Raw genomic sequence first — 21,506 nt, 5'->3', positions numbered from 1 at the left:
GTTCAGAGACAAAGAGCAGTAGCAAGGAACAATTAGAACAATTATGGCGATCAAGCAAATTCTGTTCGCAACATTATTGGCCACCAGCGTATCCGCGAACGGCGCCCAAAACTTTGTTGTACAAGACATTAAAATTGAAGGTTTACAACGTGTTGCACTGGGTGCAGCACTACTGAAAATGCCAGTCCGTGTGGGGGATACACTTGAACAGCAAGACGTTGCTGGCATTATCCGAGCACTTTACACTTCCGGTAACTTTGAGGATGTAAAAGTGCTGCGTGATGGCAATGTACTGGTTGTGCAAGTGAAAGAGCGCCCAACTATTGCCAGCATCTCTTTTTCTGGCAACAAAGCGATCAAAGAGGAGCAACTTAAGCAAAACCTTGACGCATCCGGTATTCGTGCTGGTGAAGCGCTTGATCGCACCACGTTAAGTAACATCGAAAAGGGACTAGAAGATTTTTACTACAGCGTAGGTAAATACAACGCGTCGGTAAAAGCCGTCGTCACGCCCTTGCCGCGCAATCGTGCAGATTTGAAGTTTGTCTTCAGTGAAGGTGTGTCTGCCAAAATTCAGCAGATTAATTTTATCGGCAACGAAGTGTTCTCTGATGAAACCCTGTTGTCGCGTTTCAACTTGAACGTGGATGTGCCTTGGTGGAATTTCCTCGCGGACGAGAAGTACCAAAAGCAGGTGCTTGCCGGCGATATTGAAGCGCTGAGAACGTATTATTTGGATCGCGGTTATCTCAAGTTTGCCGTGGATTCTACCCAAGTCTCCATCTCTCCCGATAAAAAAGGCGTGTACATTACGCTGGGACTAAAAGAAGGTGAACCTTACTCAGTGAAAGAGGTGAACTTTCGTGGTGAACTGATCGGTAAAGAAGAGGAGTTCAAAGCGTTAGTACCGTTTGAGTCAGGTGAAACCTACAACGGTTCTATGGTTACCACGCTGGAAGAGAACATCAAACGCGTTTTAGGTGAAGCAGGCTACGCTTATCCTAAAGTCAGCACCATTCCTGAGTTTGACGATGAAAATAAGCAAGTTTCGCTGGTCATCCATGTTGAAGCGGGCAATCGCATTTATGTGCGTGATATTCGTTTTACAGGCAACAACGCAACGCGCGATGAAGTGTTACGGCGCGAAATGCGCCAGATGGAAGGCAGTTGGCTCAACTCCAAAGCGATTGAATTGGGGAAAAGTCGCTTAAATCGTCTCGGTTATTTTGAAACGGTGGACGTACAAACTGTGCGTGTTCCCGGTAGTGATGATCAGGTTGATCTGGTTTATAACGTCAAAGAAGCCAACTCAGGAAGCGTTAACTTTGGGGTGGGCTTTGGTACTGAATCTGGAGTTAGTTTTCAGATAGGTCTACAGCAAGATAACTTCCTCGGTTCCGGCAACCGTGTTGGCATCAGCGCGATGACCAACAAGTACCAAAAGAACATTAGTTTGGATTATCGCGACCCGTACTGGAACCTAGATGGTGTCAGCTTGGGCGGGAAGGTTTTCTACAACGAATTTGAAGCGTCTGAAGCCGGCATCGTTGACTATACCAACCAAAGTTACGGAGCCAATTTAACTTGGGGTTTCCCGTTTGATGAACTCAACCGTTTCGAACTTGGTGTGGGCTATACCCATAACAAGATTGGTAACTTGTCGCCTTATCTGCAAGTTGAGCAGTTTCTGCAAGCACAGAACGCAAACCTCGATTCAAATGGCGCGTTGAATACCAACGATTTTGACGTGACGTTATCGTGGACGCGCAATAACCTCAACCGTACTTATTTCCCTACTGCTGGTAATCACCAACGGGCGTTTTATAAAATGACCGTGCCGGGCTCTGATGTTCAGTACTTTAAAGTTCAGTACGACGTGAGACAGTACATTCCACTGACTAAAAAACACGAGTTCAGCCTGCTGCTGCGCGGACGTTTAGGTTATGGTAACGGCTATGGGAAAACTGATGGTAACGACAACCTGTTCCCATTTTACGAGAACTACTACGCTGGCGGTTTTACCACCTTGCGTGGTTTTGGCTCAAACTCGGCAGGTCCAAAGGCGGTCTATCGTGATTACAGTGGCTCAAACAATGGTACCGATACCGCAACCAATGATTCGGTTGGTGGGAACGCTATCGCATTGGCAAGCCTAGAGCTGATTGTCCCTACGCCATTTGCTTCAGACGAAGCACGTAATCAAGTACGTACGAGTTTGTTCTTTGATATGGCCAGTGTGTGGGATACCGAGTTTGACTACCGTAGCGCTGGCGCGGATTACGGTAACCAATATTACTACGACTACTCAGATCCCACTCAGTACCGCTCGTCCTATGGTGTGGCGTTGCAATGGATGTCACCGATGGGACCACTGGTCTTCTCCTTGGCTAAACCCGTTAAAATTTACGAAGGTGACGACGAAGAATTCTTCACTTTCACAATCGGCAGAACCTTCTAAACAGAGGATATAATTTTGAAAAACATGATCAAAGCGGCTGGAGTTAGCCTTCTACTTCTGAGTTCTTCTATGTTTGCCAATGCGGCAGAAGCGGCACAAAAGGTTGCTTACATCAATACCGCTCAGGTATTCCAAGCTTTGCCGCAGCGTGAAGTGGTGCTACAGAAGTTGCAGGAAGAGTTCAAAGATAAAGGCGCAGAACTGCAAGCGATCCAAGCGGAAGCAAAGATTAAGATTGAAAAATTGAAGCGTGACGGTGAGCTGCTTGGTCAAGAGGAAGTAGAAAAACTGCGTATTGAAATTGGCCAGCTCGACAGCAAATACAAAATCAAAGCACAGGCTTTAGAGCAAGCAAGCGCTCGCCGTGAAGCGGAAGAGAAGCAAAAGCTATTTAAAGTGATTCAGGATGCGGTGAAAGCGGTCGCTGAAAAAGAAGGCTATGATTTAGTGGTAGATACCACCGCACTTCAATATGGTAATCCTGAGTACAACATCTCAGAGAAAGTGATTAAAGCAATCAAATAATAATCCTTATGATGACACTGACATTAGCTGAATTAGCAACAATAACCGGGGGAGAGTTACACGGCGATGCAACGGCAACCGTATCGCAGGTAGCTCCAATGGATAAGGCGCAAGAAGGGGACGTGACCTTTCTGTCGAATCCCAAATATGCCAAACACTTAGCTGACTGCCGTGCCACGGTAGTGATGGTTAAAGCCGATCAGCTCATGCATTGCACTGGCAATGCGCTGGTGGTAAATGACCCTTATGTCGCTTTTGCTAAAGTAGCACAAGCATTAGACTCCACACCTAAACCCGCAGAGGGCATCGCGCCGTCTGCGGTGATTGCGGCGGATGCTAAACTCGGGCAAAACGTTGCCGTGGGAGCTAACGCCGTGATTGAAAGCGGGGTTGAGCTTGGCGACAACGTCATTATTGGTGCAGGCTGTTTTGTCGGCAAGAACGCCAAGTTAGGCAACAACACGAAGCTTTGGGCTAATGTCACTATTTATCATCAAGTACAAATCGGTACAGACTGCCTGATTCAATCGGGAGCGGTGATTGGCTCGGATGGTTTTGGCTACGCCAATGACAAGGGGGAGTGGATCAAAATTCCTCAGCTTGGCACTGTTCGCATTGGTAACCGGGTGGAGATCGGCGCTTGTACCACCATAGATCGCGGCGCGCTCGATGATACTGTGATTGAAGATAACGTCATTTTAGACAACCAGTTGCAAATCGCACACAACGTGCACATCGGATATGGTACCGTAATGCCGGGTGGTACAATCGTCGCCGGCAGTACTAAGATTGGTAAGTACTGCGCTATTGGTGGCGCTTCCGTGATCAATGGGCATATTTCCATCGCCGACGGTGTCACTATTACTGGCATGGGCATGGTGATGCGCAGTATTGATGAAAAAGGCATGTACTCGTCTGGCATCCCGCTTCAAACCAACAAAGAGTGGCGTAAAACCGCCGCTCGAGTACATCGCATTGATGAGATGAACAAACGTTTGAAAGCGGTTGAAAAGTGCCTTGGCGAGCAAGAGAAAGCAGAATAATTAAGTGATTTCTCTGTAAAGACTCGCGAACTGCGAGTCTTTTTCTTCTATAATGGCGCGCTATATATACAGTATTGATATAGGAATAAGACTTTGACTACTGAAAAGAGAACGATGAATATCACTGAAATTCAGGAGCTTTTACCTCATCGCTACCCATTCTTGATGATTGACCGTGTTATCGACTTCCAAGAAGAAAAATATCTTCACGCTATCAAGAACGTTTCGGTAAACGAACCTCAGTTTACAGGTCATTTTCCTCAACTTCCGGTTTTTCCAGGCGTGTTGATTCTGGAAGCCATGGCACAGGCAACTGGCCTGCTGGCCTTTAAATCATTTGGCGCTCCGGCTGAAAATGAGCTTTACTACTTTGCTAGTGTAGATGGCGCCAAGTTCCGCAAGCCTGTTCTGCCAGGTGATCAACTGATCATTGAAGTGGAGTTCTTAAAAGAGCGTCGTGGTATTGCGGCTTTTACCGGAGTGGCGAAAGTCGACGGCGATGTGGTTTGCTCCGCAGAACTGAAGTGCGCGCGCAGAGAGTTTTAATATGATTGATGCAACGGCACAAATCCACCCAACCGCAGTGATTGAAGCTGGCGCTGTGATTGGCGCGAATGTGAAAATTGGCCCATTTTGTTACGTAGACAGCAAAGTGGAAATTGGAGAGGGCACTGAACTGCTTTCTCATGTGGTCGTGAAAGGCCCAACCAAAATTGGCAAAGACAACCGCATTTTTCAGTTTGCTTCGATTGGTGAAGCTTGCCAAGATCTGAAATATGCTGGTGAAGATACCCAACTGATTATCGGTGATCGCAACACTATTCGTGAAAGCGTCACCATGCATCGTGGAACGGTACAGGACAAAGGTATCACTGTTGTCGGCAGTGATAACCTGTTTATGATTAACGCCCACGTGGCGCACGATTGTGTGATTGGCGACCGTTGTATCTTCGCCAACAACGCGACGCTGGCCGGTCACGTTAAAATCGGCAATCAAGCCATCATCGGCGGTATGTCAGCAATTCACCAGTTCTGCCATATCGGCGATCACTGTATGCTGGGCGGTGGTTCTATTGTTGTACAAGATGTGCCACCTTATGTGATGGCGCAAGGCAACCACTGTGCACCTTTTGGCATTAATGTTGAAGGGCTTAAGCGTCGTGGTTTCGAGAAGAAAGAGATCTTGGCGATTCGCCGTGCATACAAGGCGCTTTACCGCAGTGGTTTAACGCTCGAAGCGGCTAAAGAAGAGATCGCCAAAGATGTAGATGAATTCCCAGCGGTGGCTCTGTTCCTTGATTTCTTGGAAAAGTCGCAGCGTGGCATTATTCGCTAATCACGCTTTGCTGCAATAATGATTAAAAGATCGCCGTCTGAGATGGCGGTCTTTTTGCGTTTTTAGCGTTCGATAAAAAGAAGGTGAGCAAACATGCTAAACAAGCCACTACGAATTGGTATCGTTGCGGGAGAACTGTCAGGAGATACCTTGGGTGAAGGCTTTATTCAAGCAGTGAAAGCGCGCTACCCGGATGCTGAGTTTGTCGGTATCGGCGGACCGAAAATGATCGCGCAAGGCTGTCAGTCGCTGTTCGACATGGAAGAGTTGGCGGTTATGGGCTTGGTGGAGGTTCTTGGCCGATTACCGCGCCTACTCAAAGTGAAAGCTGAGCTGGTTCGCTACTTCACGCAAAATCCGCCAGATGTGTTTGTTGGCATTGACGCGCCTGATTTTAACCTGCGCTTGGAGCTTGATCTCAAAAATGCAGGCATCAAAACCGTGCACTATGTCAGCCCATCCGTCTGGGCATGGCGTCAAAAACGTATCTTCAAAATAGAGGCTGCGACCAACCTAGTTCTTGCTTTTTTACCGTTTGAAAAGGCGTTTTACGATAAATTTGATGTGCCTTGTGAGTTTATTGGTCACACCTTGGCGGATGCCATTCCTTTGCAATCTGAGCCAGCGGCAGCCAGAGCATTGCTTGGCCTTGAACAAGATAAAAAGTGGCTGGCGGTGCTTCCCGGTAGCCGTGGCAGCGAGCTGAAAATGTTGGCACCGACCTTTATCGAAACCTGTAAATTGCTGCATCAGCAAAATCCTGATCTCGGTTTTGTGGTGGCGCTCGTCAATCAAAAACGCCGCCAGCAGTTTGAGCAAGCATGGCAGCAATATGCGCCGGAGCTGGAGTTCAAGTTAGTCGATGACACCGCGCGCAATGTGATTACCGCCGCGGATGCCGTGATGTTGGCTTCGGGGACCGTTGCACTCGAATGCATGTTACTCAAACGGCCAATGGTGGTGGGTTACCGCGTGAACGCATTGACGGCCTTTTTAGCCAAACGTCTACTGAAAACGGAATATGTCTCACTGCCGAATATTTTAGCGGGTGAAGAGCTAGTCAAAGAATATTTGCAAGATGACTGTACGCCGCAAAATCTGTTTGCGGAAGTCTCGCGCTTACTTGAAGGCAACAATCAATCGATGCTCAACAAGTTTACCGAGATGCACCATTGGATTCGCAAAGACGCGGATCAGCAAGCCGCCAGTGCGGTGTTGAACTTGATTGAGAGTAGAGATTAAACATGGCGGTTAAAGCGAAAACAACCAAGGCGAAAGTAGAATTTCCACCGTTCGAATACCCAGCAGGTTACCAGTTTGTGGCGGGCGTTGACGAAGTGGGCCGTGGCCCATTAGTGGGGGATGTGGTTACCGCGGCGGTCATCCTAGACCCGAATAATCCGATTGCTGGGCTCAACGATTCGAAAAAACTGAGTGAAAAAAAACGCTTAGCCTTGTTTCCTGAGATCAAAGAGAAAGCGCTCGCTTGGGCGGTGGGCCGTTGTACGCCGGAAGAAATTGACCAGCTCAATATCTTGCAAGCCACCATGGCGGCGATGCAGCGAGCGGTTGCGGGATTGAAGGTACAGCCAGATTTAGTGCTGATCGATGGTAATCGTTGCCCTGAGCTACCGATGGATTCTCAAGCTGTGGTGAAAGGCGATTTACGAGTGGCTGAAATCAGTGCTGCATCGATCATCGCTAAAGTGGTGCGCGACCAAGAAATGGAAGCGCTCGACAAGTTGCATCCTGAATTTGGTTTCGCCCAGCACAAGGGCTATCCAACCGCTGCCCATTTTGCGGCCATCGAGCAGCACGGTGTGATTGCGCAGCATCGAAAAAGTTTTGCCCCCGTTAGAAAAGCGCTCGAAAAGAAGCAGTGAAGAGCGTTGGTGGATGGTAAACTCGCGCTCCGATAGTAGAATTAACCCGAAAATTAGTACAAACGGTATCGATTGATGTCAGATCCCAAATTTATCCATCTTCGCATTCACAGTGACTTTTCGATGGTGGACGGTATTAACAAAGTGCCGCCTTTGGTGAAGAAAGTAGCGGAACTTGGCATGCCAGCCATGGCGCTCACCGATTTCACCAACCTCTGCGGTTTGGTGAAATTCTATGGAACGGCGCATGGTAATGGCGTCAAACCGATCGTCGGCGCAGATTTTAAAATGCAGTCCGACGAATTTGGCGAAGAGTTGACCAGTCTCACTGTGTTAGCGGCCGATAACATAGGCTACAACAATCTTACCTTATTGATCTCAAAGGCCTATTTACGCGGCCACGTGCAGCATCAACCCGTGATTGACAAAGCTTGGCTAGCGGAGCTTTCGACTGGATTGATTGTGCTGTCTGGCGCGCGTAATGGCGAAATTGGTAAAGCGCTGCTGAAAGGCAACAGTGCCTTAGTCGACAGTTGCGTGGCGTTTTATCAGCAGCATTTTCCGGATCGCTTTTATCTAGAGCTAGTGCGCACCGGACGTAGCGACGAAGAAACGTATCTACATTTTGCGGTTGAACTGGCAGAACAAACCAATCTGCCCGTGGTTGCCACCAACGAAGTGGTGTTTATCAGCGAAGATCTGTTTGATGCACACGAAATTCGTGTGGCCATTCACGATGGCTACACGTTAGAGGACCCGCGTCGTCCGAAAAATTACAGTCCTCAGCAATACTTGCGCAGCGAAGAAGAGATGTGTGAGCTGTTTGCGGATATCCCAGAAGCGTTGGAGAACAGCGTCGAAATCGCGAAACGCTGCAACGTGACCGTTCGCCTCGGTGAATATTTCCTACCCGCTTTCCCAACCGATGGCATGGCGGAAACCGACTACTTAGTGATGAAGTCCCGCGAAGGATTGGAAGAGCGTTTAGAGTTCCTTTTCCCCGATCCAGAAGTGCGCGCCCAGCGCCGACCTGAGTATGACGAACGCTTGCAAGTCGAGCTGGACGTGATCAACCAAATGGGCTTTCCCGGCTACTTCTTGATCGTGATGGAGTTCATCCAGTGGTCAAAAGACAATGCGATTCCCGTCGGTCCTGGTCGTGGTTCGGGTGCTGGCTCTTTGGTCGCTTACGCGCTGAAAATTACCGATCTGGATCCGCTTGAATACGATCTGCTGTTTGAACGTTTCCTCAACCCTGAACGGGTATCCATGCCCGATTTCGACGTCGACTTTTGTATGGACAAGCGAGACCAAGTCATTGATCACGTTGCCGAAATGTACGGCCGTGATGCGGTGTCGCAGATCATCACCTTCGGTACTATGGCGGCGAAAGCGGTAATCCGTGACGTTGGTCGTGTTCTTGGTCATCCATTTGGTTTCGTCGACCGTATTTCAAAATTGGTGCCGCCTGATCCGGGTATGACGTTAGAAAAAGCGTTTAAAGCCGAACCCGCGCTGCCTGAACTGTATGAAGCCGATGAGGAAGTGAAAGAACTCATCGACATGTGTCGCATTTTGGAAGGTTGTACGCGTAACGCCGGTAAACACGCCGGTGGTGTGGTTATTTCACCGACCACAATTACTGATTTTGCGCCGATTTATGCGGATGCGGAAGGGCACTTCCCCGTCACGCAGTTTGATAAGAACGACGTAGAAACAGCGGGGCTGGTTAAGTTTGACTTCTTGGGGCTGCGAACTCTCACCATTATTGACTGGGCGTTAGGGTTGATTAACCCGCGCTTGGAGAAAGAAGGCAAACCGCCAGTCCGTATTGAATCCATCCCTCTGGAAGATCCGGCGTCGTTTCGCTTATTGCAAAACTCAGAGACCACCGCGGTATTCCAGCTCGAATCGCGCGGAATGAAAGAGCTGATCAAACGACTTCAGCCAGACTGTTTTGAAGACATTATCGCATTGGTGGCCTTGTTCCGTCCGGGGCCGTTGCAATCGGGCATGGTAGATAACTTTATCGACCGTAAACATGGCCGTGAAGCGATCTCTTACCCCGATGAAAAGTGGCAGCACGAATCGCTAAAAGAAATTCTCGACCCGACCTACGGCATTATCCTCTATCAAGAACAGGTCATGCAGATTGCGCAGGTTTTGTCGGGCTATACCCTTGGTGGTGCGGACATGCTGCGCCGGGCGATGGGTAAGAAAAAGCCGGAAGAGATGGCCAAGCAGCGTGCAACCTTCGAAGAAGGCGCGGTGAAGAATGGTGTTGATGGCGAGTTGGCGATGAAAATCTTCGACTTGGTGGAAAAGTTCGCCGGGTATGGATTTAACAAATCGCACTCTGCTGCCTACGCCTTGGTGTCATACCAAACCCTTTGGCTTAAAACCCACTATCCTGCCGAATTCATGGCGGCGGTAATGACCGCCGATATGGATAACACCGAAAAAGTAGTAGGTCTGGTCGATGAATGTTTCCGCATGAAACTGACCGTGTTGCCGCCAGACATCAACTCCGGTTTATACCGTTTCAACGTGGATGAAAACGGTGCGATTGTTTACGGCATCGGAGCCATCAAAGGGGTGGGTGAAGGACCGATCGACGCTATCTTAGCCGCGCGCAATAAAGGTGGTCACTTTAAAGATCTATTTGATTTCTGTGCGCGCATTGACCTTAAAAAAGTTAACAAGCGGGTGATTGAAAAGCTGATTTACGCTGGCGCACTAGACAGACTAGGCCCACATCGCGCGGCGATGATGGCCTCGCTGGATGACGCGGTCAAAGCGGCGAGCCAGTACCACCAAGCGGAAGCGTTTGGTCAGGCGGACATGTTTGGCGTGTTAACGGATGCGCCGGAAGAGGTCGAGCACAAGTACATTCAGGTTGAACCTTGGCCGGAAAAAGTGTGGCTGGAAGGTGAACGTGAAACGTTAGGCCTTTATCTGACCGGGCATCCGGTCAATGCTTATCTGTCGGAACTTAATAAGTACACCAGTTGTCGATTAAAAGACGCGACGCCGACTCGGCGCGATCAATCGTTGACTTTAGCTGGGCTGGTGATCGCCGCGCGAGTGATGACCACCAAGCGCGGTACGCGCATCGGGATCATGACCTTAGATGATCGCAGTGGGCGTATGGAAGTGATGTTGTTCTCAGATGCACTTGAACGGTATGCAGAACTGCTGGAAAAAGATAGAATTCTGGTGGTTTCCGGACAGGTCAGCTTTGATGACTTCAATGGTGGCCTTAAAATGACGGCTCGCGAAGTCATGGACCTCGGTTCGGCGCGGGAAAAATACGCTCGAGGCGTGTCCGTTTCTGTCACAGCATCACAGATTGATGACCAGTTTTTTGCGCGCTTTAGTCGGATCTTAGAGCCACATAAAGCCGGGACGGTTCCTGTCAATGTATACTACCAGCGTGCCGACGCCAGAGCGCGGTTAACATTGGGCACGGAATGGCGAGTAACGCCTAGTGATACATTACTTGATGACTTAAAGATGTTACTTGGTAAAGACCAGGTAGAACTCGAATTTAACTAAATTTGGCGTAATGTGCCGAATCAACAAGGATTCATAGATGAGCCTGAACTTTCTAGAATTTGAAAAGCCGATTGCTGAACTAGAAGCAAAAATCCAAGCCCTGCGCGATGTTTCACGTCACGGAGGCGACTCAGCCATTGACCTTGGTAAAGAGATCGAGCAGCTTGAGAAGAAAAGCTTAGAGCTGAAAAAGAAAACTTTTTCCGATTTAGGGGCTTGGGAAACAGCACAACTGGCACGTCATCCACTGCGTCCTTACACGTTGGATTACGTTAAGCACGTTTTTGAAGAGTTTGACGAGTTGGCGGGCGACCGTGCTTACGCTGACGACAAAGCTATTGTGGCGGGTATGGCACGCCTAGAAGGTCGCCCGGTGATGATCATCGGTCATCAAAAAGGTCGTGAAACCAAAGAGAAAGTGAAACGTAACTTTGGTATGCCAAAACCAGAAGGCTATCGTAAAGCGCTGCGTTTAATGAAAATGGCAGAACGCTTCAATATGCCAATCATCACCTTTATCGATACCGCAGGGGCTTACCCAGGTGTTGGTGCTGAAGAGCGCGGTCAATCAGAAGCGATTGCCACCAACCTTAAAGAGATGGCAGGTCTAACGGTTCCGGTTATTTGTAACGTGGTGGGTGAAGGTGGTTCTGGCGGCGCGCTGGCGATTGGTGTCGGTGACTATGTCAACATGCTGCAATACTCAACTTATTCGGTGATTTCACCCGAAGGTTGTGCGTCGATTCTGTGGCGCGATTCCGATAAAGCGCCACAAGCCGCTGAAGCGATGGGCCTCACTGCGCCACGTTTGAAAGAACTTGAACTGATTGACGAAGTTATCGAGGAACCACTGGGCGGTGCGCATCGCGATCACGTGCAGATGGCTGCCAATATGAAAGCCACTTTACTTCGCCAACTGGCTGAACTGGAACAGTTTGATAAAGAAGTACTACTAGAGCGCCGTTATACACGTTTAATGAACTACGGTTACTGCTAATTTAATTGCACATCTTATACAATCAAGGGCTGAACATTCTCGTTCAGCCCTTTTTATTTCTGTTAGTTAGAGGAACGCATGGAGTCTATCTATCACCGTTTCACAAAAGTGATTGAAGAGCATTTGCTGCCCTCTTCGCGCTTGGTTGTCGCTTTTAGTGGTGGTGTTGATTCAAGGATCTTACTTGAGTGCGCTGCACGTTTGGCTTTCGAGCAGCAAAGGCAATGTGTTGTGGTGCATGTCCATCATGGTTTAAGCGACAATGCCGACTTATGGAGCCAGCGTTGCATCGAATGGTGTCAGGGGAAACAGCTCTCTTGCGCTGTGGAGAAAGTGCAGCTCGATCTGATGGCAGGCGACAGCGTAGAAGAGCGGGCCAGACAGGCGCGTTATCAGGCGCTTGCTAAGCATCTTGAGCTGGGGGATCTGCTTCTTACGGGGCAGCATGCCGATGATCAAGTCGAAACCTTTCTCCTCGCTTTAAAACGCGGCAGTGGTCCGAAAGGGTTGTCAGCGATGGGGCAATGTATGCCGTTTGCGCAAGGATTTTTGCTCCGGCCTTTGCTGTCGGTCGCACGCTCGGAGATTGAGCTTGCCGCTAGGCAGTTGAGTTTAGAATGGGTCGAAGACGAAAGTAACCTAGATACGCGCTACGATCGCAATTTTCTGCGTCAAGAGGTACTGCCGCAAATCAGCCAACGTTGGCCCGGTTTTGCCAGCGCAGTACAGCGCAGCGCACAGTTGTGTGCTGAGCAAGAAAGTTTGTTAGACGAGCTTTTATCGCCCGTTTTGGAGAACGCTTTACAGGCGGATCACAGCTTAGCGTTAGCGGTGCTTTACCAACAAAGCGAGCAAGCGCGACTTCGCTTGCTGCGTATGTGGTTGGCTGCGCTCGGTCAACCGATGCCGAGTCGTCAGAACTTGCAGACTCTTTGGCAACAAGTTGCGCTTGCCAAGGCCGATGCCAATCCGATCTTGCAGCTCGGGCAAGGACAGGTGCGCCGATTCAATCAGCGTCTCTATTTTGTGGCGCAGAGTCGCGATATCAGCCAGTGGCGCGCTGAGATTAAACTTAGCCAACCTTTGGCTTTGCCAGATCATCTTGGTGTTTTAACCTTAGAGCATACTCCCGGCCGCGGGAATTTGGCACTTCCACCTGCTGGCGGAACATTCTATGTGACTTTTGATCCGGAGGGATTAAGCGCCCATCCAGCAGAGCGTGGACATCGGCGCAAAATGAAGAAACTGTTTCAAGAATACCAAGTGCCGAGCTGGCTACGACGCCGCACGCCGATACTTATGTGTGCAGATAGGGTTGTTGCGGTTGCCGGGCTGTTTGTTGACCGTGAATTTATTGGTCAGGATTGTGAGCTCTTTTGGCGCAAGTCATCTCAATTCATGTAAAAATTGTATGGATATCAATTTTGGGTGTCGCTTTCTTAGCTTGTGGGTGACATGGCCGTAAACGAAAACAATACAGATAAAAAGGAAAAGCAATGAAGAAAGTCGCAATCGGTCTGGCTCTTGGATTGGGCCTAATCAGTGGAAGTGTAATGGCAGGTGATATTGCGGCAGGGCAAGCTAAATCGGCCATTTGCGCAGCGTGTCATGGCGCGGATGGGATAGCGGTGATCCCTGGTTATCCAAACCTAAAAGGCCAGAATGAGCAGTATCTGGTCTCGTCGATTAAAGCTTACAAAAATAAAGAGCGTACCGGTGGTTTGGCCGTGGTCATGCAAGCGCAGGCATCCATGCTCAGTGATGCCGACATCGCTAACGTTGCCGCTTACTACGCCAGCTTGAAGTAGTGCTCGCGCAAACCAATACCCATCGCCAGAGCCTATGCTCTGGCTTTTGTTATGAAGCCAAAGGAAACGTGGTTTTCTGATTGAATGTTGCTGATTGCTCATGAATAATAAGCAAATCAATGAAAGTTTAAGGGATGAACATGAAAAAGATTGAAGCGATTATCAAGCCATTTAAGCTCGATGATGTCCGTGAAGCGCTGGCGGAAGTCGGCATTACCGGTATGACGGTGTCTGAAGTCAAAGGTTTTGGTCGTCAGAAAGGCCACACTGAGCTTTATCGCGGTGCAGAGTACATGGTGGACTTTTTGCCGAAGGTGAAGTTGGAAATCGTGGTGAATGAAGATGTGGCGGATAAGTGCGTCGAAACCATTATTGAAACCGCGCAAACGGGTAAGATCGGCGATGGTAAGATTTTCGTCACTAACGTCGAGCGGGTAGTACGTATCCGTACTGGCGAAGAAGACGAAGACGCAATCTGATTCAAAGTAACATAAGGAGCCGTCTGGCTCCTTTTCTTTTTGCCCAACACTAAGCCGCGTGATTGCAATGAAAAAACGTTCCCTGCTCCTGTATCCTACTTTTTTGGTTGTTGCGGGCTATTTTGCCTTCCACACTATCTTCACCATTCCCGAACAGCCAGAGATGGTCACTATCGCTGATGGGGCAATTAATTTGCAATTAGATTGTCTGCATAGCCACAGCAGGCAGAGTATTGACCAGCAGGGGGAACTGACACTGTTGGTGTGGAATATTTACAAACAAAACCGCCGCAATTGGAACACCGCATTGAGCGAGTACGCGGATGGGACGCAGCTGGTGCTGCTGCAAGAAGCGAGCTTAGATGATCCCCTCAAACGTTGGATAGCTTCTGAAGGTTGGCATGCACAGCAAGTGAATGCGTTTAAGGCGTTTAACAAAAGTGCAGGGGTTTTGACCTTGGCCAAGCACAAGCCGGTTTTAGCGTGCGGTTACAGCCAGTTAGAACCTTGGTTACGTCTTCCCAAATCGGCACTCTATTCCGAATACCCACTCTCGAACGGCAGCACACTAGCGGTGGCCAATATTCACGCAGTGAATTTTACCTTGGGCGTGCAAGCCTACCAGCAGCAAATTGATGTCTTAGTTAACGCGTTAACCAAGCATCAAGGCCCGGTGATTCTGGCGGGCGATTTTAATAGCTGGAATGAGGCGCGCTGGAGCACATTGCGGGATATCGTTGAGAAATTAGCGCTGCAAGAAGTGGTCTTTCAGCCTGATTTACGCACCCGTTTTATCACAGGTCGAGTGTTGGACCATGTGTTCTATCGAGGACTGACGCTAGAGAAAGCGAAAGCGCCCACAACGGACGCTTCCGATCATAATCCTTTATTGGTGAGCTTTAAAATATCAGCACAGACAGTGCCCAAATAAGGTAATAACCCAGCCAAGGTAGGGCAGAGATCACTAGAGCTTGCCCGCGTTCAAACTCGGTCCAAGTCAGCACGGCCGCATAACCCAGCACAATGTACCAAGGCAGAAGCAAAGGCAATCCGCCTGCAAACGATGACCATTCGTTGGTCAGCGGTAGTTTGATCAAACCATTTAAGCTGTTTAAGTCAGCCGCGTAGCTGACTACTTGGCCATGTTTGAGTAGCAAACTGGCGTAGCTGGCGAGATCGCCAATCAAGGCCGGAAAGGTAATGACAGAGGCGGCGGCAAACCATTTCCAAAAACCATGCTGATGTTGACTCGGTTTGGTGGCTAAAGTGAACCAAAAAGCCAAGAACAAAATCGTCAGCGTTCGACTAAGAATGTCACTGATGATCTCGCTGGCCATCAACGTGTTGGGATCGTCGAGGAATTTTATCTGTTCTGGATTGATCTGCTCAAATTGTGGCGAGAGTACCGAAGTCAACCATTGAAAATCGACGTTAGAGAAATAAGCCCCCCAAAATAGAAAAGGGCTAAGAATCAGCAGAACATAGGGCAGCCATCCCCAAGCGCCTCGTTGATAGAGCGCTAAAAAACACGCTGTCGGCGAGCGGAAGATGTCAAAGAGCATGACAAAAGGGTTACTGGATGGATTCATACACTTACCTTAGTAACATCAACATAAAGTTTAAGTTTTTGACCTGGTTTCAGGTATTTTTGATTTTGCAGAGCATTCCATTTAACAATATCGGTGCTCTTTACTTTGAATCGGCTGGCGATCGCGCTGATGGTGTCACCAGCCCGCACTTGATAAAAAACCGTGCGGATCACCGCGCCTTCACTGCTGTCTTTCCAGATCACCAGCTCTTGCCCAACGCGCAGTGTGTCTCTTGGCCCCATCCCATTCCATTTCGCCAAGGCTTGATGGGAGACTTTGTTTGCTTTGGCAATGCTCCACAAACTGTCCCCATTTTGCACCACATGAGTCAGCTTGTACTTGCCACGCGCTGTGGCTTGGGTTTTCGCTAAGCGGTTTTGTGCTGAGAGAGTGTAAGCGCTGACGTCTTTGGTTGACGTTGGGATCATTAAATACTGACCGACGCGAATGGTATTGCCAGTTAACGTATTCGCGGTGCGAATCACGTCGCTGGTGGTGTTGTATTTACTTGCCAGCTCGCTCAGAGTATCGCCTGAGCGCACTTTATAACGCACCAATTTCAATCCTTTACCGCGATTTTCTTCCACCTTGGCGAGAAAGTGCTCACTTTTGTCGATGGGAATCAGCAGTTGAAACGGACCATCAGGGGCGGTTGACCACTGATTGTAGGCTGGGTTGTAACTCTGTAACTCTTTGACTGGCATGCCCGCGTATTGCGCGGCAATCGCCAGATCGAGCTGTTCCCCCGGATCGACCAATTGCAGCACTGGCTGATTAGCGATGGGCGGAATTTCTATGCCATACTTCTCTTGATTGGCGACAATGTCAGCCAATGCGAGTAATTTCGGCACATAGCCACTGGTCTCTTTAGGCAGATCGAGCGAGAAAAAATCGGTTGGCTTACCCAGCTTAAGATTTTTACGAATCGCACTGGAGACTCGACCGCCACCGCTGTTGTAAGCCGCGATCGCATGATTCCAGTTGCCATCAAAACGATTGTTGAGGTAGGTGAGGTAGTCCAATGCGGCATCGGTCGCCGCCGCGACATCACGTCGGCCGTCATACCAGAAGTTTTGCTCAAGGCCATACATCTCTGCGGTGCCGGGCACAAACTGCCACAAGCCAGCCGCACTGCCATGCGAGTAGGCGAAAGCATCAAACGAGCTTTCTACCACCGGTAGAAGGGCCAGCTCTAGCGGCAGTCCACGCTGCTCAATTTTCTCAGTGATGAGGTAAAGGAACGGTTTGGCACGCTCTGAGACAGTTTTCAGATGATTTGGATGATTGAGATACCAAGTTCGATAGTAATCGACTTTTTTATGCTGCGGTACTTCCAGCGTCAGTTGCATGGCGATGCGCTGCCAGATATCTGCTTGAGTTTGCGGTGTGACAACCGGTTGCTCGACCTGAGTGTCATTTTTCACCTTGCCGCTTTGGCCGGGAGGATTGTCCGTTGCCACGGAAGTGGGTTGCTCTGTATCCGGGCTATTGGTTTCAGGTGTTGAACTGATATTGCTATCTGGCTGCGTGATCTGACAGCCCGCCAATAAGAGTGCCAACACCCAACTGTACTTTAAACGCATGGGTCCAGCCTGTTAACTTTTGGGCTGCTGATAATACTTGCCTCCTTAGTCAGGAGACAAGCAGCAAAAGGTTAAAATTCGTTCTTCCACTCACGCAAAGCAGTAAAAATCGAAACTGGATCGCTATTTTGTGCCCGGCTCGCGACGGAATTGATCACGCTGGGCTGCTGATAGCGCAAAAATGGGTTGACCATTTTTTCGCGTTTTAGCGTTGTTGGCAGGGTGGGCGCGTTTTGTGCGCGCAGACGATTGACCTCATCACGATACTGCTGTAACTCAAGATTATCTGGCTCCACGGCTAGGGCAAAGGCCAGATTGCTGGCGGTATATTCATGCGCACAATAGATTTTCGTCTCATCAGGCAGAGCTTGCAGCTTGCTAAGAGAGTCAAACATTTGCTGTGGTGTACCTTCAAAAATGCGCCCGCAGCCAGCCGAGAACAGCACGTCACCGCAAAACAGTTTGCCATCGCCGACATAACCAATGTGGCCGAGGGTATGACCGGGCAAGGTGATGACGTGGAAGCGCTCACCAAACAATTCGATCTGATCTCCCTCATCCACGGGGTGAGTCAGGGTTGGGATCGGCTCATGCTGCGGCCCGACGACATTCACGTTGGGATAGGCTCTGACGAGGTCGGGCACGCCGCCAATGTGATCATTGTGATGGTGGGTAATAAGGATGGCCTCTAACGTGAAGCCGTGTTGCTTGAGGTAGTGAAGCACCGGAGTGGCGTCGCCCGGATCGACCACAGCACACCCAAGTTCACTATTGTGAATCAGCCAGATGTAATTGTCGTTAAATGCGGGTATGCTTTTGATCTCTAACATGATTGATTCTCCGCTCGCTCTAATATAGGTCAGGTGGTTAATGAAGCCAGCATTAAGCAGTAAAAAACTCCCGCATCCATATACTTGGGACGGAATGAACAACGGACAATGGGTCCGTGAGTCGATTCAGACCCGGCTTGATGAGTGGTGTCCGAAGCTGTTCGGCTACCATCTGCTGAAATTGGGCGGCTTGAGCTGCGAATTAACCAGCGCAGTATGTAACATTCAACACCAAGTTAATCTCGATATCCAGAACCCATTGCATAATGTGATTGCAGATGGTTACGAATTGCCCTTTTTAGAGAAAAGCTTCGATGTGGTTATCTTGGCTCATCAACTCGATTACGCCAATGATCCGCACCGTTTGTTGCGAGAAGTTGACCGCGTGATGATGGATGATGGCTATCTGATTATCAGCGGCTTTAACCCGCTCAGCTTGACTGGCATCGCTAGTTTAATGCCATGGCGCCGCCGCACTCTGCCCTGGAGCGGACGCATGTTCACCCCCAACCGGATTAAAGACTGGCTCGGCGTGCTCAACTACCAAGTGGTCCATTGTGATCGTTATGCACTGTTTCCGATGAAAAAATACCAAACGATGTGGACCTGGCTGGAAAACGGTTTAGGTGATTGGGCCAACCCGGCAGGCAGCCTCTACTTTATTGTGGCAAGAAAACGCACCTATCCGCTCAAGCCAATTAAACCCCATTGGCAGTTGAAACGTCGTTTGTCGCCGCTTGGGGTAATGAATCGTGAACAGGACGCCTTACGAGAACGTCATCCGCCGGCAAGTTCGTCTTAAGGTTGATAGCCAGTATCGTCTTCGGTAGGATTTTCGGCAGCGCTGCGGGCAAGCTCGTCACACATCTCATTTTCTCTATGGCCCGCGTGACCTTTCACCCAATGCCACTCTACTTGGTGGCGCTGGGTCTCTTTATCGAGCGCTTGCCAAAGATCGGCGTTTTTGACTGGCTTTTTGTCAGCGGTTTTCCAGCCGCGCTTTTTCCAGTTGTGGATCCATTGGGTAATGCCTTGGCGAACATATTGGCTGTCTGTAGTGAGAATCACATGGCATGGCTCTTTCAGTGCTTGCAGAGCGACAATCGATGCCATCATCTCCATGCGGTTGTTGGTGGTGAGGTGAAAACCCTTTGCTAAGGTTTTTTCCGTCTGTTTGTAGCGTAAAACCACACCATAACCGCCTGGGCCCGGGTTGCCGAGACACGAGCCATCTGTGAAAATCTCAACTTGTTTAGTCATGTTTTGATACTATTAGCGAAAGCATTTTTTAAAGCAGAATTCTGCATAGTCTGACACACATATCATTATGAATACCAGTAACAATTCTGATCACCACCGTATCGTTGTGCTCGATACGGAAACCACAGGTATGAACCGAGAAGGTGGCCCGCACTATCTCGGACACCGGATTATTGAGATCGGTGCGGTTGAAATTATTGATCGCAAACTGACCGGTAAGCACTTCCATGTCTACCTAAAACCGGACCGAGAAATTCAGCCAGAAGCGATTGAAGTGCATGGTATTACCGATGAGTTTTTGCTCGACAAACCGGAATATCGTCAGGTGCACGAGGAGTTTTTGCAGTTTATTCAAGGCGCAGAGCTCGTTGCCCACAACGCCCCCTTCGACGTTGGCTTCATGGATTATGAATTTGGCCTGTTGAATGCGGCGATAGGTAAAACTACCGATTTCTGCCAAGTGACCGATACACTGGCGATGGCGAAGAAGATCTTCCCCGGTAAGCGCAACAACCTCGACGTGCTTTGTGAGCGCTATGGTATCGATAACTCGCACCGTACATTGCACGGCGCTTTGCTCGATGCGGAGATCCTCGCTGACGTCTATCTATTGATGACGGGTGGGCAAACCAGCCTGGAATTTAACGCCAATAAACAAGAAGGTGGCGTTGAAGGGATTCGCCGTATTGAAGGGCGAAAATCCCTTAAGGTTTTACGCGCAACGGCCGATGAACTAGATGCGCATCAAAGCCGATTAGATATCGTAGAAAAAAGCGGAACTTGCCTCTGGCGTCAATAGGAGAATCTATGTTGAGGACATTATCAGTCGTTGTCATGTTATTGGTCAGTTGCGTGAGTCAGGCGGCGACAGAATCAACCATGTCCTTATTGGATAACCGTTTTCGTGTTGATCCGACCATCGACCAGATCACTTTTCTTATCTATCGTGAAAACCCGTCTCAACCTGTGGTGTTGGTTCGCCCGGACGGACATAAATATTATGCGTGGAAAACCTACGACAACGTGCGTTGGTATCAAGAGCCAGCGATGGATATTGTTTCGATTGAGAAGCCGATGCCTGGGCCGTGGCAGGCGGTCGGCAAAGTGACACCGAAGAATAATATCCGTTTAATTTCCCATCTCACTTTAAGCACGGATCCGTTCCCTAATCGGCTCTATCGTGGTGAAGTGATTAAATTTACCGCCCGTTTAGCATCAGATGGGCAGCCTTTGGTGCTGCGTGATTTTCTCGACCGGGTGAACTTGCGTGTCACCTTGACCAAGTACGTTGAAAATGAACAGGAGTTGGTGAAAGAAGCGCGCCCTGTGCCTGTGGTACTCGGTGATTTTAGCGATGATGGGCAGGGTTTGGATGAAAGGCCCGGTGATGGTGTGTTTACTGTGCGATTGCCAATTGAAGTGGAACCGGGTAAGTACCGCGCACGAATCACCTCGGGTAATGGGGTGTTTTTGCGCGCCAAAGAGCAAAATGTGCTGGTTTATCCGAGCCCGGTGTCGACGACTTTTATTCAATCTCGCCGTGAAGGGCAGCCGCACCGCTTTGTTGTCTCGGGTGAGCAGGGAATGGTCGCGCCGGGATCTCTTGCGGTGCATATTGAGCAAACTGCGCCGGATTCTTTTGTTAATTATGTACAAGGTCAGGCGGAGAAAGAGGCGCTGAAAGCGGAGATGAGCTTAGACAGCACCCATCAAATCGGCATTTATTCTTGGAAAGGTGACGTGTACGCCACCGATGCGGCGACTCAGCGTCCGCTTGTCTTTCCTATTGCAGAGCAAACCTTCAGCGTGGTTAAGGAAGTCGATATTGAAGCGGCGCGTAAAGCCAAAGAGGCGGAACTCGCCGAGCAGCGCCGTATTGAAGAAGAGCAACGCATGTTGGCGCAACGCGCAGAAGATCGTAAACAAGGTTTAATTGTGATCGCGGTGGGTAACTTGGTGGTGATTATTCTTGGTCTGATCGGTTGGTTTGTCTGGAGCAAGATCCGCGCGAAGCGCCAAGCGATTCCAGAAATGCAGTTGGAAGTACCGAAGAAATAGTGGGCTTGAAACAAAGAAACAGTGGTTGGAAACTTGCGACAAAGGCTTTAAACCATCTTGTCAGAGAAGGGACTGAGCATACGATCTAACAAAAAAAGCGGG

The 21,506-nt window shown here is 49.4% G+C and carries 20 protein-coding genes; 16 read left to right on the top strand and 4 right to left on the bottom strand.

Annotated features, from left to right (window positions below):
* Positions 1-43 precede the first annotated feature (43 nt).
* The 13 genes from bamA to EWA64_RS04835 all read left to right on the top strand — a co-directional run bounded on the left by bamA (position 44) and on the right by EWA64_RS04835 (position 15,015).
* A complete protein-coding gene (bamA, locus tag EWA64_RS04895) occupies positions 44-2,458 on the top strand; it encodes an outer membrane protein assembly factor BamA (protein ID WP_061894926.1) in 2,415 nt (804 codons plus the stop codon).
* A 15-nt stretch (positions 2,459-2,473) separates the two neighbouring features.
* On the top strand, positions 2,474-2,983 hold the full coding sequence (locus tag EWA64_RS04890; protein ID WP_039465309.1) for an OmpH family outer membrane protein: 510 nt from the start codon (positions 2,474-2,476) through the stop codon (positions 2,981-2,983).
* A gap of 8 nt (positions 2,984-2,991) precedes the next feature.
* A complete protein-coding gene (gene lpxD / locus EWA64_RS04885; protein WP_061894925.1) occupies positions 2,992-4,026 on the top strand; it encodes a UDP-3-O-(3-hydroxymyristoyl)glucosamine N-acyltransferase in 1,035 nt (344 codons plus the stop codon).
* A 93-nt stretch (positions 4,027-4,119) separates the two neighbouring features.
* Entirely contained in the window at positions 4,120-4,572 is a 453-nt protein-coding gene (gene fabZ / locus EWA64_RS04880) for a 3-hydroxyacyl-ACP dehydratase FabZ (protein WP_039430280.1), read from the top strand.
* A 1-nt stretch (position 4,573) separates the two neighbouring features.
* Positions 4,574-5,362: an acyl-ACP--UDP-N-acetylglucosamine O-acyltransferase gene (gene lpxA, locus EWA64_RS04875; RefSeq protein WP_061894924.1), complete on the top strand. Its 789-nt coding sequence runs from the start codon at positions 4,574-4,576 to the stop codon at positions 5,360-5,362.
* Positions 5,363-5,455: 93 nt separating this feature from the next.
* A complete protein-coding gene (gene lpxB / locus EWA64_RS04870; RefSeq protein WP_061894923.1) occupies positions 5,456-6,604 on the top strand; it encodes a lipid-A-disaccharide synthase in 1,149 nt (382 codons plus the stop codon).
* A gap of 2 nt (positions 6,605-6,606) precedes the next feature.
* A complete protein-coding gene (rnhB, locus tag EWA64_RS04865; RefSeq protein ID WP_061894922.1) occupies positions 6,607-7,245 on the top strand; it encodes a ribonuclease HII in 639 nt (212 codons plus the stop codon).
* A gap of 75 nt (positions 7,246-7,320) precedes the next feature.
* Positions 7,321-10,800, top strand: a complete 3,480-nt coding sequence (gene dnaE / locus EWA64_RS04860) for a DNA polymerase III subunit alpha (RefSeq protein ID WP_061894921.1) — start codon at positions 7,321-7,323, stop codon at positions 10,798-10,800.
* A gap of 37 nt (positions 10,801-10,837) precedes the next feature.
* Positions 10,838-11,797 carry an acetyl-CoA carboxylase carboxyl transferase subunit alpha gene (gene accA, locus EWA64_RS04855; protein ID WP_061894920.1) on the top strand — a complete coding sequence of 320 codons (960 nt, stop codon included), beginning with the start codon at positions 10,838-10,840 and terminating at the stop codon, positions 11,795-11,797.
* 78 nt (positions 11,798-11,875) lie between these two features.
* The gene (gene tilS, locus EWA64_RS04850) at positions 11,876-13,201 is read left to right on the top strand and encodes a tRNA lysidine(34) synthetase TilS (protein WP_061894919.1); all 1,326 of its coding nucleotides are present in this window, start codon (positions 11,876-11,878) and stop codon (positions 13,199-13,201) included.
* Positions 13,202-13,293: 92 nt separating this feature from the next.
* Positions 13,294-13,605 (top strand): c-type cytochrome, encoded by a 312-nt coding sequence (locus EWA64_RS04845; RefSeq protein WP_061894918.1) that lies wholly within the window; start codon positions 13,294-13,296, stop codon positions 13,603-13,605.
* Between the two features lie 140 nt (positions 13,606-13,745).
* Positions 13,746-14,084 carry a nitrogen regulatory protein P-II gene (gene glnB, locus EWA64_RS04840; RefSeq protein ID WP_039431618.1) on the top strand — a complete coding sequence of 113 codons (339 nt, stop codon included), beginning with the start codon at positions 13,746-13,748 and terminating at the stop codon, positions 14,082-14,084.
* A 67-nt stretch (positions 14,085-14,151) separates the two neighbouring features.
* The gene (locus tag EWA64_RS04835; RefSeq protein ID WP_061894917.1) at positions 14,152-15,015 is read left to right on the top strand and encodes an endonuclease/exonuclease/phosphatase family protein; all 864 of its coding nucleotides are present in this window, start codon (positions 14,152-14,154) and stop codon (positions 15,013-15,015) included.
* Here EWA64_RS04835 and EWA64_RS04830 read toward each other — a convergent pair.
* The 3 genes from EWA64_RS04830 to gloB form a co-directional block, all read right to left on the bottom strand.
* Positions 14,984-15,673: a YIP1 family protein gene (locus EWA64_RS04830; RefSeq protein ID WP_039465340.1), complete on the bottom strand. Its 690-nt coding sequence runs from the start codon at positions 15,671-15,673 to the stop codon at positions 14,984-14,986. The two genes, EWA64_RS04835 and EWA64_RS04830, sit on opposite strands and share 32 nt — an antisense overlap.
* Positions 15,670-17,256, bottom strand: a complete 1,587-nt coding sequence (locus EWA64_RS04825; RefSeq protein ID WP_061894916.1) for a LysM peptidoglycan-binding domain-containing protein — start codon at positions 17,254-17,256, stop codon at positions 15,670-15,672. Before EWA64_RS04825 ends, EWA64_RS04830 begins: the two co-directional genes overlap by 4 nt.
* Before the next feature lie 71 nt (positions 17,257-17,327).
* The gene (gene gloB, locus EWA64_RS04820; RefSeq protein WP_039430261.1) at positions 17,328-18,086 is read right to left on the bottom strand and encodes a hydroxyacylglutathione hydrolase; all 759 of its coding nucleotides are present in this window, start codon (positions 18,084-18,086) and stop codon (positions 17,328-17,330) included.
* Positions 18,087-18,126: 40 nt separating this feature from the next.
* Between gloB and EWA64_RS04815 the strand changes: the two genes are divergently transcribed.
* A complete protein-coding gene (locus EWA64_RS04815) occupies positions 18,127-18,888 on the top strand; it encodes a class I SAM-dependent methyltransferase (protein WP_061894915.1) in 762 nt (253 codons plus the stop codon).
* Here EWA64_RS04815 and rnhA read toward each other — a convergent pair.
* Positions 18,885-19,346: a ribonuclease HI gene (rnhA, locus tag EWA64_RS04810; protein ID WP_039430257.1), complete on the bottom strand. Its 462-nt coding sequence runs from the start codon at positions 19,344-19,346 to the stop codon at positions 18,885-18,887. The two genes, EWA64_RS04815 and rnhA, sit on opposite strands and share 4 nt — an antisense overlap.
* Positions 19,347-19,413: 67 nt before the next feature.
* On the opposite strand from rnhA, the gene dnaQ reads away from it, so the two are divergent.
* Together dnaQ and EWA64_RS04800 are read left to right on the top strand one after the other, a co-directional pair.
* Positions 19,414-20,145, top strand: coding sequence for a DNA polymerase III subunit epsilon (gene dnaQ / locus EWA64_RS04805; RefSeq protein WP_061894914.1), 732 nt, complete (start codon positions 19,414-19,416; stop codon positions 20,143-20,145).
* An 8-nt stretch (positions 20,146-20,153) separates the two neighbouring features.
* A complete protein-coding gene (locus tag EWA64_RS04800) occupies positions 20,154-21,404 on the top strand; it encodes a TIGR03503 family protein (RefSeq protein ID WP_061894913.1) in 1,251 nt (416 codons plus the stop codon).
* Positions 21,405-21,506 lie beyond the last annotated feature (102 nt).

The organism is Vibrio cidicii, assembly GCF_009665415.1.
GTDB classification, from domain to species: domain Bacteria; phylum Pseudomonadota; class Gammaproteobacteria; order Enterobacterales; family Vibrionaceae; genus Vibrio; species Vibrio cidicii.
Note: the sequence above shows the minus strand (reverse complement) of the source record. Positions and strands in the feature narration are given on the sequence as shown.